This window comes from Nitrincola nitratireducens, from assembly GCF_000585235.1.
Lineage (GTDB): Bacteria > Pseudomonadota > Gammaproteobacteria > Pseudomonadales > Balneatricaceae > Nitrincola > Nitrincola alkalisediminis.
Genome location: NZ_AONB01000001.1, coordinates 44,557 through 60,531 on the forward strand (window position 1 = coordinate 44,557; position 15,975 = coordinate 60,531).

15 protein-coding genes are annotated in these 15,975 nt (G+C 47.7%); 6 read left to right on the forward strand and 9 right to left on the reverse strand.

All coding sequences use genetic code 11. From position 1 onward, the window contains the following. Positions 1 to 114 precede the first annotated feature (114 nt). The 3 genes from gatB to gatC are packed head-to-tail and all read right to left on the reverse strand — an operon-like array spanning position 115 to position 3,350. Entirely contained in the window at positions 115 to 1,566 is a 1,452-nt protein-coding gene (gene gatB, locus D791_RS00210) for an Asp-tRNA(Asn)/Glu-tRNA(Gln) amidotransferase subunit GatB (protein WP_036506315.1), read from the reverse strand. 14 nt (positions 1,567 to 1,580) lie between these two features. Beyond that, positions 1,581 to 3,032 (reverse strand): Asp-tRNA(Asn)/Glu-tRNA(Gln) amidotransferase subunit GatA, encoded by a 1,452-nt coding sequence (gatA, locus tag D791_RS00215; RefSeq protein WP_036506317.1) that lies wholly within the window; start codon positions 3,030 to 3,032, stop codon positions 1,581 to 1,583. Positions 3,033 to 3,062: 30 nt separating this feature from the next. Beyond that, positions 3,063 to 3,350 carry an Asp-tRNA(Asn)/Glu-tRNA(Gln) amidotransferase subunit GatC gene (gene gatC, locus D791_RS00220; protein WP_036506319.1) on the reverse strand — a complete coding sequence of 96 codons (288 nt, stop codon included), beginning with the start codon at positions 3,348 to 3,350 and terminating at the stop codon, positions 3,063 to 3,065. Positions 3,351 to 3,498: 148 nt separating this feature from the next. Here gatC and D791_RS00225 point away from each other — a divergent pair, with 148 nt between their 5' ends. From D791_RS00225 to D791_RS00250, 6 genes are all read left to right on the forward strand, one after another. Next, on the forward strand, positions 3,499 to 4,536 hold the full coding sequence (locus D791_RS00225) for a rod shape-determining protein (RefSeq protein ID WP_036506322.1): 1,038 nt from the start codon (positions 3,499 to 3,501) through the stop codon (positions 4,534 to 4,536). A 120-nt stretch (positions 4,537 to 4,656) separates the two neighbouring features. Continuing rightward, positions 4,657 to 5,514: a rod shape-determining protein MreC gene (gene mreC / locus D791_RS00230; RefSeq protein WP_272944805.1), complete on the forward strand. Its 858-nt coding sequence runs from the start codon at positions 4,657 to 4,659 to the stop codon at positions 5,512 to 5,514. Next, entirely contained in the window at positions 5,507 to 5,995 is a 489-nt protein-coding gene (mreD, locus tag D791_RS00235; protein ID WP_036506327.1) for a rod shape-determining protein MreD, read from the forward strand. Before mreC ends, mreD begins: the two co-directional genes overlap by 8 nt. Positions 5,996 to 6,000: 5 nt before the next feature. Continuing rightward, positions 6,001 to 6,591, forward strand: a complete 591-nt coding sequence (locus D791_RS00240; RefSeq protein ID WP_036506330.1) for a Maf family protein — start codon at positions 6,001 to 6,003, stop codon at positions 6,589 to 6,591. Positions 6,592 to 6,603: 12 nt separating this feature from the next. Then, a complete protein-coding gene (gene rng, locus D791_RS00245; RefSeq protein ID WP_036506333.1) occupies positions 6,604 to 8,085 on the forward strand; it encodes a ribonuclease G in 1,482 nt (493 codons plus the stop codon). Between the two features lie 9 nt (positions 8,086 to 8,094). Continuing rightward, entirely contained in the window at positions 8,095 to 11,895 is a 3,801-nt protein-coding gene (locus D791_RS00250) for a YhdP family protein (RefSeq protein WP_157682186.1), read from the forward strand. A gap of 2 nt (positions 11,896 to 11,897) precedes the next feature. Here D791_RS00250 and yjgA read toward each other — a convergent pair whose 3' ends face one another. The 6 genes from yjgA to D791_RS00280 are packed head-to-tail and all read right to left on the reverse strand — an operon-like array spanning position 11,898 to position 15,957. Continuing rightward, positions 11,898 to 12,434 (reverse strand): ribosome biogenesis factor YjgA, encoded by a 537-nt coding sequence (yjgA, locus tag D791_RS00255; protein WP_051513784.1) that lies wholly within the window; start codon positions 12,432 to 12,434, stop codon positions 11,898 to 11,900. A gap of 32 nt (positions 12,435 to 12,466) precedes the next feature. Then, on the reverse strand, positions 12,467 to 12,736 hold the full coding sequence (locus D791_RS00260; RefSeq protein WP_036506339.1) for an HPr family phosphocarrier protein: 270 nt from the start codon (positions 12,734 to 12,736) through the stop codon (positions 12,467 to 12,469). Between the two features lie 38 nt (positions 12,737 to 12,774). Next, positions 12,775 to 13,632: an RNase adapter RapZ gene (rapZ, locus tag D791_RS00265; protein WP_036506342.1), complete on the reverse strand. Its 858-nt coding sequence runs from the start codon at positions 13,630 to 13,632 to the stop codon at positions 12,775 to 12,777. After that, a complete protein-coding gene (locus tag D791_RS00270) occupies positions 13,629 to 14,096 on the reverse strand; it encodes a PTS sugar transporter subunit IIA (RefSeq protein ID WP_036506344.1) in 468 nt (155 codons plus the stop codon). Before D791_RS00270 ends, rapZ begins: the two co-directional genes overlap by 4 nt. Positions 14,097 to 14,115: 19 nt before the next feature. Next, entirely contained in the window at positions 14,116 to 14,406 is a 291-nt protein-coding gene (gene hpf / locus D791_RS00275) for a ribosome hibernation promoting factor (RefSeq protein ID WP_036506349.1), read from the reverse strand. A 51-nt stretch (positions 14,407 to 14,457) separates the two neighbouring features. Next, positions 14,458 to 15,957, reverse strand: coding sequence for an RNA polymerase factor sigma-54 (locus D791_RS00280; protein ID WP_036506353.1), 1,500 nt, complete (start codon positions 15,955 to 15,957; stop codon positions 14,458 to 14,460). Positions 15,958 to 15,975 lie beyond the last annotated feature (18 nt).

Genomic DNA, 15,975 nt, shown 5'->3' on the forward strand with positions numbered 1-15,975 from the left:
TCCTGTAAAAAAATACCGGAGCTTGCTCCGGTATTTTTTTGGTTGTGACACAAGCGTGTTGACCCGAGCACAAAACGACATTGGAGATGTCGATTGGCTCAGGTCAACAGGTGGCTAGGTCAGCGCATCCAGCTTTTGCTTCATTAACCCTTGAACTTGTCCAGGGTTCGCTTTTCCTTGAGACAGTTTCATGACTTGTCCCATGAAGAATCCGAGCATTTTGCCACGCTTGTCGGGTTCTGCAGCGATGTATTGCTCAACCTGCGCTGTGCAGCTGGCAATTACTTGGTCAACAATGGCCTCAATCGCAGCGCTATCCGTCACCTGTTTTAGGCCTTTGGCTTCAATGATTTCATCGGCACTGCCGCCATCATTCCACATCACTTCAAAAACTGTTTTAGCGATTTTACCTGTTAGGGTTTCATCTTGAATGCGCAAGAGAAGACCGCTCAACTGCTCGGTGCTGACAGGGCATGCGGTGATATCAATATCGTGTTGATTCAGGTGTTTAGCTAGCTCTCCCGTGATCCAGTTAGCGGATAGTTTTGCGTCCTGAGTGTGCTTGGCAACGGACTCAAAGTAATCGGCTTGAGGACGATAGGCCGACAAAACCCCTGCATCATATTCCGAGAGTTGGTATTCATCGATAAAACGCTGTTTGCGTGCGTCAGGCAACTCTGGCAGGCTTTTCTGAATGTCGGCAATATAGCTGTCGTCAATGATGACAGGCAGCAGGTCAGGGCAAGGGAAGTAGCGGTAATCGTTGGCTTCTTCTTTGGAGCGCATACTGCGCGTTTCATTTTTGTCGGGATCGTACAGGCGCGTTTCTTGGATAACGCGCCCGCCATCTTCGATCAAGTCAATTTGACGCGCGACTTCTGTTTCAATGGCGCGCTCAATAAAGCGGAATGAGTTAATGTTCTTCAGTTCGGTGCGAGTGCCGAGAGTAGGCGACCCTTTGGGACGGACGGATACGTTGCAGTCGCAACGCATTGAGCCTTCGGCCATGTTGCCATCGCAGATGCCCAGTGTTGTGATGATTGCATGAATTTTGCGCGCATAGGCTGAGGCTTCTTTTGCACTGCGCATGTCCGGTTCGGAGACAATTTCAATCAGCGGTGTGCCCGCACGATTTAAATCAATACCGCTCATGCCGTGAAAATCTTCATGCAGTGATTTTCCCGCATCCTCTTCAAGGTGAGCGTGATGGATACGCACTCGGCGTGTTTCACCGTCGTCTAAGGTAATATCAATATAGCCTGCACCGACGATGGGTTCGGCTAGTTGAGTGGTCTGATAGCCTTTGGGTAAATCAGGGTAAAAATAGTTTTTACGGTCAAAGACGGAACGCTTTCCAATCTCAGCATTCACGGCCAGGCCGAACATAACCGCCATGCGTAACGCATTTTCGTTAACGACCGGTAAGGTGCCAGGCAGAGCCAAATCGATGGCGCAGGCCTGAGTGTTGGGCTCTGCACCGAAAGCGGTGCTGGCACCGGAAAAAATCTTAGTGCGAGTTGAGAGTTGAGCGTGAATCTCTAACCCAATTACGGTTTCCCATTCCATGTGTTACTTACCTCTTAAAGACCGGCAGGAGATTGTTGGTGCCAGTCAGTCGCCAGTTGGAACTGATGCGCAATATTGAGAAGCTTGGCTTCTGAAAAATACGACCCAATGATTTGCAGCCCAACCGGAAGCCCTTGTGATTGGCCACAGGGGATGGACATGCCCGGAAGGCCTGCAAGGTTTAAAGATAGGGTGTAAATATCTTCCATGTACATGGCAACCGGGTCGCTGTTTTTTTCACCGAGCTTAAAGGCAGGCTGTGGGGTGGTGGGAGCCATGATGACATCCACATCCTTGAGCACCGTTAAAAAGTCTTGTTGAATCATGCGTCGAATTTGTTGCGCTTTACGATAGTAAGCATCGTAAAAGCCTTCTGAAAGTGCATAAGTGCCCACCATGATTCGACGTTTAACTTCACTACCAAAGCCTTCTCCGCGGCTGCGCTTGTAAAGGTCTTCAAGATCAACCGGAGATTCACAGCGATAGCCGTAACGAACACCATCAAAGCGGGAAAGGTTCGATGAAGCTTCAGCTGGTGCCAGAATGTAATAGGCAGGAATGCACAGCTCTGTATTCGGTAAGCTGACTTCTTTGACCTGTGCTCCCATGCGCTCGAACTCTTGAATGGCTGCTTGGACTTGTTGCGCGATGCCAGGATCAAGACCCTCTGCAAAATACTCTTTAGGCAGGCCGATTTTCAGTCCGGCGAGGCTGTCGTTTAAGTGAGCGCGATAATCCGGTACAGGTTGGTCGGCAGAGGTTGAGTCCAATGGGTCAAGACCCGCCATCACCTGAAGCATGAGTGCCGCATCTTCAGCGGAGCGCGTCATCGGGCCTGCTTGATCAAAGGAAGATGCATAGGCGACCATGCCGTAACGAGAGATACGACCATAGGTGGGTTTCAGCCCTGTGATGCCACATAGAGCGGCCGGTTGGCGAATTGAGCCGCCGGTATCAGATCCTGTGCAGGCAGGCACTAAACGCGCTGCAACGGCCGCCGCTGAGCCACCGGAGGAGCCGCCGGGTACGCGGTCTGTGTCCCACGGGTTGCGAACAGGGCCGTAATAGCTGGACTCGTTAGAGGAGCCCATGGCGAACTCATCCATATTGGTCTTGCCCAACGTGACAGCGCCCGCTTGATTTAAGCGCTCAACCAAGGTCGCATTATACGGAGAGATAAAGTTGTCGAGCATTTTCGAACCACAGCTGGTTTTCAGTCCGGCCGTACAGAAAAGATCCTTATGCGCAATGGGTAGTCCAGATAGCAAGCCAACTTGGCCTTTTTTACGCAATTCATCGGCCTGCTTAGCTTGCTCGAGTGCAGAGTCAGCTGCGAGGGTAATAAATGAATTGTATTGGCTATCGAGTGCCTGAATACGATCTAAATAGGCTTGAGTCAGCTCTACACTGCTGAAATCACCCTGTGCTAAGCGGGTTGCTAGCTCGGTGAGTGTTAAATTAAACATGTTGCATGATTCCTGTCAGAGCAAAGATGATTATTCAATGACGCGCGGTACTAAAAATAAGCCATCTTCGATGGCAGGTGCATTCTGTTGAAGGCGCTCACGTTGATTGGATTCGGTGACGTCATCTTTACGTAGGCGCTGAACAGCGTCAAGCGGGTGTGCCAATGGCAGTACGCCGTCGGTGTCAGTGGCTTGCATTTGGTCAATTAAACTCAAAATGCTGCTGATACTTGTGGCATATTCAGGAACTTCTTGCTCAGAAATATCGAGACGCGCAAGGTGGGCAATGCGTTCTATATCAGATTTGTCCAAGGACATAGGGCCATTTCTCACTGTTAACTTGAAAAAAACATCATTGTTGCATAACTTAACACATTTGTTCCTTGCTCAAAATCCCTGCCATTGTTAGAGTTACATGCTTTCAGGAATATCTGCCAAACTGGCAAATCTCAGGGTATCCACTTTCATGTTCAAAAAAATCAGAGGACTCTTCTCAAGCGATTTGTCTATCGATCTCGGCACAGCGAACACGCTGATTTATGTACGGGACCGGGATATAGTGCTTAATGAACCCTCGGTGGTTGCGATTCGCACCATCGGTAACCAAAAATCCGTCGCCGCTGTTGGTACAGAGGCAAAAAGAATGCTGGGTCGTACACCCGGCAACATTACAGCAATCCGGCCGATGAAGGACGGAGTGATTGCTGATTTTCATGTCACCGAAAAAATGTTGCAGTATTTTATCAGTAAGGTGCATGACAATAGTTTTATGACGCCAAGTCCACGTGTTTTAGTGTGTGTACCGTGTAAGTCAACCCAAGTGGAGCGTCGCGCGATTCGTGAGTCTGCGATTGGAGCAGGTGCACGCGAAGTGTATTTGATCGAAGAGCCAATGGCCGCTGCCATTGGTGCAGGTTTACCTGTTGATGAAGCAACTGGCTCGATGGTTGTTGATATTGGCGGTGGTACAACCGAAATTGCGGTTATTTCGTTGAATGGTATTGTGTATGCCGAATCGGTTCGCATCGGAGGTGATCGTTTCGATGAGTCCATTGTTACCTATGTCCGCCGTAACTACGGTAGTCTGATCGGTGATGCAACGGCTGAACGCATTAAGCAGGAAGTCGGTGTTGCGTATCCTTCCAATGAAGTGCTCGAAATTGATGTGCGCGGGCGTAATTTGGCGGAAGGCATTCCAAGAAGCTTTACGTTGAACTCGAACGAAATTCTTGAAGCCTTGCAAGAGCCACTGTCTGCGATAGTACAGGCTGTTAAAAGTGCACTTGAAGGCTGTCCGCCTGAATTGGCTTCAGACATTGCAGAGCACGGCATTGTCTTAACAGGTGGTGGCGCATTGCTGCGCAACATTGATCGTCTTATTAGCGAGGAAACGGGCTTGCCGGTTATCCTGGCTGAAGATCCATTGACCTGTGTTGCCAGAGGGGGCGGTCGCGCCTTGGAAATGTTAGACAAGCGCTCGTTCGAGATATTGACGCACGAGTAACGCATGGTTAACGGGCGTTTGATGGTAATGGTGATTGTGAGTAATCGCTTGTGATGCAGCAGGAGGTTACTCATTAACCCTATATTTCGTGGCAAGAACCCACTTGCTCTTTTCATTTTTTTGTTGGTGCTTGCGCTAGGCATCATTGTAGCTGATTTAAACAGTTCAAAAATGAAAGAAGGCCGGGTGTATTTGTCGCTCCTGATTACGCCTCTTCAGTGGTTGGTTGACCTGCCATCGCGTGGTGCTGACCGTCTGTCCGATTTGTTTGTTGATCGGGCGACATTGATTCGAGACAATGAACATCTTCGTTCTGAAGCGCTTGAGCTTCATCGTAAATCTCAATTAATGGCGGCTCTTTTAGAGGAAAATCGTCAGCTACGCGATCTCTTAAATGCCACCGAGCGGCTTGAAGCCGATGTGATGGCGGCTGAGTTGATTGGCGTCAATCCCGACCCATTTCTGCATGAAATTATTTTGAACCGAGGTTTTGAAGACGGTTTGTATATTGGACAGCCCGTCATAGATGCAGGTGGAATCATGGGGCAAGTCTTGTCCTTGGCACATTACACCAGTCGAGTCATGTTGATCACGGATGCACGCACCGCTGTGCCTGTTGAGGTCGTTCGCAACGGTTTCAGAAGTATAGCCTTAGGTAAGGGGGCATTAGGTGAGCTCGAACTCAGTCATGTGCCCGATACGGCCGATATTCAGGAGGGCGACATGCTGGTGACGTCCGGTTTGGGTGGTCGTTTCCCGCGCGGCTATCCTGTTGCCGTCGTGAGTGAAGTCATACGCGATCCTGGACGTCCCTTTACGCTTGTTAAAGCCACCCCAGCAGCACGCTTGGATCGAAGTCGACAATTGCTGCTCGTGGATTATCGGAATTCAGGACCTGAAAATCGTATTACGCGAGAACGTCAAACTCCAGTTGAGTCCGTGACCACTGAAGAGCCTGTGGAGTCCGTCGATGAGTGAACAGTCTCAAGGAGGCTCGCTGATCATCTTTGCAACTTTTTTAGTGGGATTAGTGCTTAGCCAAATTCCATTGCCGGGCATCATGATATGGGCAAGACCTGAATGGGTGGCCTTGGTTTTAATTTACTGGGTGATGGTGTTACCGCACAGGGTAGGGTTGGGGAGCGCATTCATGATGGGTGTTCTGCTTGATCTTATTCGAGGCAGTGTGATGGGGCTAAATGCTTTGTCATTGTTGATCATTACCTATTTGGTCTTGCTTTTGTACAAGCGTATTCGTATGTTTCCTTTATGGCAGCAATCGATGATGATCATGGTGTTAGTGGGTATTAATCAATTGTTGTTTTTCTGGATGCAGGGCATTACCGGAACTTCTGCAACAGGGCTGATTTTTTTATTGCCATCATTGATCAGCGCCATTCTCTGGCCATGGGTTTATGTCATTTTACACGGTGTACGACGCACCTTCAGAATAGAGTAACCTTTATGACGACAGCAACTGTGATCTTAGCCTCAGCTTCTCCTAGACGAACACAGTTACTTGCTCAGTTAGGGGTACCTCACGAAGTCATCAGTGCAGATATTTGTGAAGACCCTGAGTCTGATGAGCACCCCTTGCTGTATACGCAACGTCTTGCAATGACCAAAGCGGAGCAGGTGTTTAATGCGGTTTCTGGTCGATTGCCCGTATTAGGGGCCGACACCACAGTGACCTTGAATGGGACTATACTGGGTAAACCCGCTAATGAAGAAGAGGCTGTGCAAATGCTGCTTGCCTTGTCAGGACAAACACACGAGGTGATCACGTCAATTGCATTGGTGCACCCCGAAGGGCGTGAAGTGTGTTCCGTTGTGACCGAGGTTGAGTTTGCTGAATTAAGTTATGACACTTGCCAAGCCTATTGGCGAACAGGAGAGCCAGCTGATAAGGCGGGAGCTTATGGTATACAAGGGCTTGGTGGTGTGTTTGTACGCCAACTCAGAGGCAGTTATTCTGCTGTTGTTGGATTGCCCTTATTCGAAACGGCTGCTTTGCTAAAACGTTATCATCTCCATACATGGCAGACAGCACTCTGATGGAGGCCTTAAATGGCTGAAGAAATACTCATCAACTTTACGCCCATGGAAACACGTGTGGCGGTCATTGAAAATGGCATGCCACAAGAAATTTATGTGGAGCGTGCCAGTCGTCGTGGAATTGTTGGCAATATTTACAAAGGCAAAGTAGTGCGTGTCTTACCAGGAATGCAGGCAGCTTTTGTGGATATTGGGCTTGAGCGAGCGGCGTTTATCCCTGTAGATGAGGTGATTGATGCTGCTAGTGGAACCCCGGGAGTTCGCCACAATATTTCAATTGCCGATGTTATAAAAGAAGGGGACACTCTGTTAGTTCAGGTGACCAAAGATCCAATCGGTACGAAGGGTGCGCGTTTAACCACACATTTATCCATCCCTTCGCGTTATTTGGTGTTGATGCCTGGTAATCCTCATATCGGCATATCACAGCGTATCGATGACGCTGAGGAACGTGAGCGTTTGCGCCAAATAATGGAGGACCTATCCAGTGTTGAAAACCCCGATTATAAAGGCGGGGACAGTGGCTTTATTCTGCGCACGGTTGCGGAAGGGGTCAGTGAAACCGAGTTGCGTTCGGATTTAAATTTTTTGCTGAGGCTCTGGTCGCGTCTGAATGAGAAAATAGCAAAGCTGCCGGCTCCGTCCGTTGTCTATGAAGATTTACCATTGCATATGCGTGCATTGCGCGATATGGCTCATAGCGGTGTTGAGCGTATACGCATTGATTCGCGGGAAACCTATCAGCGATCCGTTGAGTTCGCACAATCGCTTGTACCTGAAATCGTCGAAAAGCTCGAATACTACCCAGGTGAACGTCCACTCTTTGACATGTTTAGTGTAGAGGAAGAGATGGAGCGTGCCCTAGGGCGGCGAATTGAGTTGAAGTCGGGGGGGTATTTGATTTTCGATCAAACAGAAGCGATGACGACAGTTGATATTAATACGGGTGCATTTGTTGGTCATCGTAATTTAGAAGAAACCATTTTTAAAACGAACTTAGAAGCGGCAACCGCGATAGGTCGTCAGTTACGCCTGCGCAATTTAGGTGGAATCATTATTATTGATTTCATTGATATGACCGATGTTGATCATCAACGTCAAGTGCAACGGACCTTAGACCGTGTGCTCGAAAAAGACCATGCCAAGTGTAAAGTAACCGGAGTTTCTGAATTGGGTTTGGTTGAGATGACTCGCAAGCGAACTCGCGAAAGTTTAGAGCAGGTTTTATGTGAACCCTGTCCTATGTGCCAAGGTCGAGGAACGGTCAAGACCCCTGAAACAGTCAGTTATGAAATATTTAGGGAGATTCTACGTCAGCATCGGGCGTACGATACCGACAGCTATTTGGTGCTTGCGGCAACGTCTGTGGTTCATTATTTGATGGATGAGGCATCGGATCATGTTGCCGAACTTGAATCCTTTATCGGTAAAACGATTCGTTTTCAGGTGGAGCCTTTGTACGGCCCAGAACTCTTTGACGTTGTTTTACGCTAACACATGCGCATGAAAAACCTTGTTCGCATCAGTGCTCGTATCCTGTTATGGCTAATTTTCACACTGTGTTTATTGACCTTGTTGGCGCGTTTGGCGTTAACTCTGGTAGCGAACAACGAAGCACTTGTTTTGACACATGCGTCACCTTATCTAAGGGGAGAAGTTCACAGCGGTGATCTTGAGGTATCGGTTTGGCGTCGCCATCCCCAGCTATCCTTATCTCAGTTGGACTGGATGGCCACAGATGAAACTGCCCACTTACAACGTTTAAACGTTGATTCGATTTCCGCCGAAATCGATCTTTTAAGCAGTTTGTGGCACCGAAGCCTTGTATTTAAAACGCTTGTCTTGCAGGGGGCCTCGGTTGATTTCACGATTACAGATCGTGACTCGGACGATGTCAGTCATGACGAAGCAACGTCTGCTTCTACACCTCGTTTCTTAGCGGGCTTGATTCATTCCTCACTGGCAATTGAAAACCTAGCGTTGAATGTGAAGCATGAGAATGAACAGCGTCAGATTGATGTGTTGCATTTGAGTGCGGGGCCTAGTGAAAAAGGCTTGGCGATGCAGGGGCGTTTGCGTTTGCCTCGCTTGATTTCAGATGACTCCATCGTTGAGTTTGGCATACATCTTCCGAATGTGGGTGAACTAGCAACACTGGCAAGTGAGTTTCAACTCTATGTCAATGTTGAGGATTTAGAGCTTGAGCGTGTTGGATTTTTATTGCCTGCACTGGATATCAAGGATTTGCCAGCAAGGCTCTCAACACAGGTATGGTTGTCAATTGAGTCGGGGCAGCTGATTGATGCTCAAGGGTCTTTAAGTGTCTCGGATTGGCAACCGCATTTTTTGGCCGAGCCATTGCAGGCCACCGCCTATTTTCAAGGCACTGTTGCCGAGAATGAAGCACGTATTCAGCTGATGTCAGCTGATCTCCAGCTTCCTGATGCTGCTTTACGTTTAGAGCAGCTCAAGATGAATTTTGCCCTGGATTCGGATGCAAATTGGGCATTGCGTCTTCTACAACTCGATGCATTAGACTTGGGAGAGCTTAATAAGCTGATCTCATTTGCGCGTGAGCTGCCAGAGGACGTAGGTCCTTTGCTAAGCGATCTATCTCCGGCTGGGCAGTTACGCCAATTACAACTTTATTTCGCTGATCTCGCGGACTGGAAGAGCTTTATATTTAGCGCTGAGCTTGATCAGGTTTCTGTGTCGGCATGGGATGAAGCGCCAGAAGCACGTGGGGTGGTTGGGCGTTTGGAAGCCTCTTGGCAAGTAGGGCGAGTTGTTCTAGAGAGCGGCGAGTTCTATTTGAACTTTCCACAACTGTTTGATCAGGGCTGGTCTTACACCCATGCGTCGGGTGAGATCGATTGGTCCTGGAACGATGACGCGATGAAAATCGGTAGCAATGTGTTGGCGCTTAAGAACGATCAGGTGGATGCTAAGGGGCGGTTTAGTTTGTACCGTCCTTTTGACAAGGCGGAGCAGGTAGAGCTGAGCTTGATGATCGGTATGGCTAACTCACAGGCCCTTCAGGCTGAGTTTTACACGCCACCTGTTATTGGTCATGAGTTGCATGCGTGGTTAATGGGGGCGATTAAAGGGGGGGCTGTTAATCGTGCTGGCTTAGTGATTCATGCAGGACTGAGATCCGAGGCGCCCTCTTTGCCGTTGAGTGTTCAGTTGTTTTTTGATGTTGATGATGCTCGTTTTGCCTTTTTGCCTGAGTGGCCAGCCATCGAAGACGCAAAGTTCTTTTTGCATCTGCGTGATACTGAGCTGCGTGTCGATATCGCACAGGGGCGGTTAATGGATACCAAGGTCAACAATGCTTGGGTTTACATGCCTCCTGACGCGCAGCGCTTGTATGTGGGTGCACCACTTGAAGGGGATTTGTCTGATATCACTCAGTTACTAAAGGGGCCTTTAGGGCTTGCGCACGAAGTAGCTGACTGGCATTTTTCAGGCCAAGCGAGCACTGCATTGCAGTTGGTGGTTCCTCTAAATGATCAAGACTCAGTCAAGGTGGATTTCAAAGGGACTTTACATTCGGCAGCCGTGGCCTCAGACGCGCTTGAGTTGTTGTTAGAGAAAATCACAGGCGAACTTTCTTACTCCACCGACACAGGATTTAGCGCGCCAAGGTTAAGTGGTCAGTTTTGGGGACAGCCTTTTCAAGCCTCGGTCGAAACCAACACTAATAAAACATTGATCGATCTTGCAAGTCGGGTGGAGATGCCACAGCTTACTCGTTGGATGGCGATGGATACACTTAATGATAGCCTGTCGGGGCAAACGGACTATCGGGCCTCCGTTGTCTTGTGCGGTGATACAGATTGCCCAAAGGTATCCTTCGAATCCAATCTTGAAGGGGTTTCTATCCAAGGACCTAAGGGGCTGCATAAATCAGCCGCCGATGTGCGTCCTTTGCGTGTCGAAATACAGCCTGAAAACACGCAGTTCCGTGTGGATTATCATGATCAGTTTGCGGCACTCTACAATTACGGCACTTCACCTCGTGGAATGCTTCGAATTGGCAGTGGAGAGGTTAACCTACCCGAATTGCCGGGGTTGGAAATTGAAGGGCGACTTTCCTACCTGGATGCAGACATTCTAGATGAGTGGTCGAGTTGGATAGCGTTTCACATACCTAAAGTGTCACATGTGTCGAGTAGAGAAGAGGGTGTATCCAGCTTTCCAGTAACTCGTCTTTCCATTCGTGTTGCCGAGGCAGTGATGGCAGGGCAGACGTTTAGTAATATCCAAGTGGCGATGCGTCGTTTACTAACAGAGCCTTCGCTGCATTTTCAGTTAAGCAGTGATCAAGCGACGGGGGTGCTAACTCAGGATAATGCCAATCAACCTTGGAGTTTATCCTTGAATGAGCTTGCTTTGACGTTTAAACCGCAGCGCAAAACAGAGGCTAGCCTAGGGAGCGTCGAACCGCTTTTAACCCAGTCACTCTTGCAGCGTATGCCGATTTTAAACGTGGATATTGAGCGACTTGAGCTCAATGAAAAAAATATTGGGCATTGGCGCTTTGAGTTGATGCCAGCATCGGATCATCTAAAAGTGCATCAGATTGATGCCAGTTTAATGCAAATGAGTTTAACTGGGCAGTTAGACTGGTTTGTGGACCCAGCTCAAAATAGTCGTTTGCAGCTAAGGCTTATGGGGTCAGAGTTGCAAAATATTCTGAAGTCTTGGAGTGATGAGTCGGCCATTGAGGCAAAGAGTATTGATGCCATAGCGGATTTCACGTGGTTGGGAGGAGCAGAAGCATTCAAACTGTCTGCTCTAGACGGCCGTTTTGCCTTCTCGGCAGAACAGGGGCGTATTGTGGAGTCGGGTATGGGGGCTAACTTCCTAAGAGTGTTTGGCATACTCAATTTGAATACACTGTCTAGACGCTTGAAACTTGATTTTAGTGACCTGCTTAAAAAAGGATTGGTGTTTGATACGATGGCCGCCGCCTATTCTCTGAAGCAGGGACTCGCCAGTACAATGGACCCTCTAAAGCTGACGGGGCCGTCAGCGACCATGACGATTAGCGGTTCGTTAAACTTTCACAACGATCAATTTGATAAGATGATTGAAGTAAATATCCCCTTGGGCAGTAATCTGACGCTAGGCGCGGTGTTGCTGGGAGCGCCTCAAGTGGCCGGTGCCATTTTTTTGGTTGATCGTATAATGGGAGATCAAATCGAAAAAATGACTCGGATACGTTACCGTCTAACGGGAACCTTAGATGATCCCGTTATTCAGCTTGTGGGGCAGGCATCTTCAACATCTGATGAATAGGCTTAAGCGTTGTCTTGAGCTTCAGCCGTTTCACGAATAAATTTGAACAGTTTGCGATAGTTGGCCGGAGCGGCTCCCATTGCTTGTTCCTTGAGCGTATTCCGAATAAGTTGTCTTAACTTTTGTATGTCGGCTTCAGGAAACTCACGGATATAGTCTGTTAGGCTTTTATCCGTATCCGTCAGCAAGCGATCACGCCAAACTTCCAAAGCATGGAACTTTTGATTGTGTTCATTGCGAGACGTGTCAAACTGATTGAGGGCTATTTTAATTGCATCGGCATCCGCTTTGCGCATCAACTTGCCAATGTATTGGAAGTGACGACGTAAAGCACCATTTGCACTGATTTTTCGTGTTTCTTCAATTGCCTTGCGGAGTATATCGTCCATTGGAACTAGTGCCTGTTGATCTGGACGTAGTTCAGTGATGCGTTTGCCCAATTCTTGAAGAGCTTCCATTTGGCGTTTGACTTCAGAACGGCTGATCTCTTCACTCTCTGTGCCTTCTTGTAAAGATATCAGTCTGTCTGTTTTACTCATGAGGAAAATTACCTTGAAGGATTAATGGTGTGTTATTCGGGTTCGTCAAAGCGATTCTGAATTAACAATTCTAATGCAAGGTGCGCGTCCTGCGCATCGTCTCCATCTATGTGGAGTATTAGCTCGGTGCCTTTACTTGCCGCCAGCATCATAACGGACATGATGCTCTTACAATCGACCACGCGACCTGCTTTTTCAACTTGGATTTGACTATTAAATTCGTTTGCTTTAGCCGAGAGTTTTGCCGCTGCACGTGCATGTAGGCCAAGTTTATTTACTATCGTAACAGGTGCTTTTATCATAGAAACATTCCGATCATTCGCGCCAGAGATCAAAGGAGTTAACTCAACTCCCGGTGGCGTACACTTACATTATCCATAAGCTGATTAAAATGGCTAGCCAATCGTTCAGCAATAAAGACAGATCGATGTTGCCCCCCCGTGCAACCTATACCGACAGTTAAGTAGCTGCGGTTATCCTGCTTAATTTTGGGTAGCCATCGCTCCAGAAAATATACAATATCATGGATCATATCGATAGCATCAGGAGACTGCTCAAGAAATTGGATAACTTGCGGGTCATTACCTGTGTATTGGCGTAGCTCAGGTACCCAGTAAGGATTGGGTAGGGAGCGCACATCAAATGTGAAGTCTAGATCTAAGGGCAGTCCGTGTTTAAAGCCAAAGGATTCAAACTGTAAGGATAATGTTTGTTCTTTGCGATTGGCAACCCGCAGTTTAATACTGTCCCTCAGTTCGTAGAGGCTGAGTCGGGTTGTATCGATACGAATGTCCGCTAAGGTTGCAATAGGTTCGAGTAAACGCTGCTCCTGATAAAGCGCTTCTTGTAAACCAGCGTGTGAGTTGGTTAGGGGATGTTTACGACGGGTAGCGCTAAAACGCTTCAGTAAGGTCGTTTCGGATGCATCTAAGTAAATGATCTCATAGACAAGATCGTCCATCCCGGCAAGTGTGTTGAGCACTGTGGGAACTTGTGAAAGATTGCTGATCAAATTACGTGCATCAATGCTGACGGAAAGCTTATCGGGGCGATCCGGTGCAATGAGCATTTGTTGAATGAGCTCGGGCAGCAAAAGTGCTGGAAGGTTATCAATGCAATAGAAACCAATGTCTTCCAGTGCTTGAAGTGCTGTACTTTTTCCGGAGCCCGAACGCCCACTCAGAATGACTAACTTCACTCAGTCGACTCCCCAAGTGACTGAATAACATTCTGAAAGAGGGTTTGTTTGTCTTCACTGCTTCTCAGCAATTCACGCACGTTGGATTGGCTGAACAATTCCGCTAAAGTTGCCAAGGTTTGTAAGTGTTCGCTGGCAGCATCTTCCGGAACCAGTAAGCAGCAAATAATATCAACGGGTCGGTTATCGATGGCGTCGAAATCGACAGCTGATTGGAGGGTCATGAGCAGTGCTAAGGCCTCTGTGCAACCTGCCAAGCGACAGTGTGGAATAGCCACACCGTCGCCGATGCCAGTGCTACCGAGACGCTCTCTGTTTAAAAGACCGCTGAAGATGTCTTCAGCATCTAATCCGCTTGCTTGCTCAGCTAGGGTTTGGCTGGCAAGTTCAAGAACCCTTTTTTTGCTGATGGCGTCAATATGACAAAGGGTTCTTGATTCGGTCAGTAGCTCGGAAATAGGCATGATAATTACTAAATCGTCTTTATTTATGGGATTTCATTTTTTCTTTATGCTTAATAACTTGTCGGTCAAGTTTATCGACCAAAGCATCAATCGCCGCATACATATCTTCATTTTCGGACTGCGCAAACACTTCACCACCGGCGAGGTGCATTGTAGCTTCCGCTTTCTGGCGTTGTTTTTCAATACTCAGTGTGACTTGAACATTGGTAATGTTATCAAAATGACGTTCAAGACGCTCAAATTTAGTGTGAACGTAGTCATTTAGGGATTCAGTCAATTCTACATGGTGGCCAGTAATATTGATCTGCATGGGTTGTCTCCTTGGTAAGGGTACGAAATGGCTCGTACCTATCTATTATAATTAAAGCAGACGCTTACGCTCATTAGAAGGTGGAATACCTAAAGCTTCACGATATTTTGCTACGGTTCGACGGGCAACATTGATACCTTGCTCCATTAAGAGTTGTGCAATTTTATTATCGCTTAAAGGCTTGGCGGTATTCTCACTTGTAACAAGCTTTTTAATCAGAGCTCGGATAGCTGTTGAAGATGCGCCTTCTCCATCAGCCGTGTTCACCTGGCTTGAGAAAAAATATTTCAATTCAAAAATACCTCGAGGAGTATGAATGAATTTTTGAGTGGTGACACGTGAAATGGTGGATTCATGCATAGAGACGGCCTCAGCAATATCATGAAGGACCATCGGTTTCATGCCCTCTTCACCCATTTCTAAGAAGTCTTTTTGGCGCTCGACGATTTCTGTTGCGACTTTTAATAAGGTCTCGTTTCGACTCATTAGGCTCTTTAGAAACCAGCGAGCTTCTTGTAGGTGGTTTTTCAAATAGGTGTTGTCAGCACTGTTGTCGGCTCGTCGAATTAAATCGGCATATTGTGTATTAATCTGAAGCTTCGGTGATGTCTCTGGGCTTAGCGAGACAATCCATTGATCTTGGACTTTGCGAACGACAACATCAGGTATGACATATTCAGATTGACTGGAAGCAATGCTGGCACCGGGCTTTGGATTGAGTGACTGAATGATCTCGATGACCGACGACAAGTCTTCTTCGTTCAAGCGCAGCTTGCGCATTAGCGCTTTGTAGTCATGATTCCCTAAGAGTTGGAGATGTTCATTCGCTAACTTTAAAGCCGTTTCTCTCCAAGGCAGAGTGTCTGGTAATTGTTTAATCTGAATGCTTAAACACTCGCTCAAATCACGTGCCGCAACGCCAGGGGGGTCAAATTGTTGAACCCTGTGTAACACGGCGATGACTTCATCAAGGTCAATATCACTGAAGATATCGGGGAATTGAGCAACGAATTGCTCCATGAGTTCATCAACACTAACCTGCAGATATCCATCAGGGTCAATGGCCTCAATTATCGCTTCAGCAATCAGGCGATCCGCATCGGACATAGGTGTTAAATTTAACTGCCAATTTAAATGATCAAGCAGCGTGTCTTCACGAGAGTCGTTTTCATTGTCGGCCCATTCGCTGTCAGAACTGCTCCCTGAACTTTGATGCTGAAAGGTATCTTCCCAGCTGCTGTCTGTGGGGAGGTCTTCAGGTATTTGATCGTTCCAATCGTGCTCAGCTTCCGCTTCATGCTCAACCACCTCTTCACGGTCATTTGAGGAGGGTTCTGTGCTCAGCTCTCGTTGGTTGTCCGAACTTAAATGGACTGGGATATCCGTATCCGTATCATCTTCGCTGATTTCAAGCAGCGGATTGCTTTCCAGCGCTTGTTGTATCTCTTGTTGTAGGTCCAACGTCGATAATTGCAATAAGCGAATAGCCTGCTGCAATTGCGGCGTCATGGTGAGGTGCTGGCCGATTTTTAAATGTAAGGCTTGCTTCATATGCCAGATATATCACTC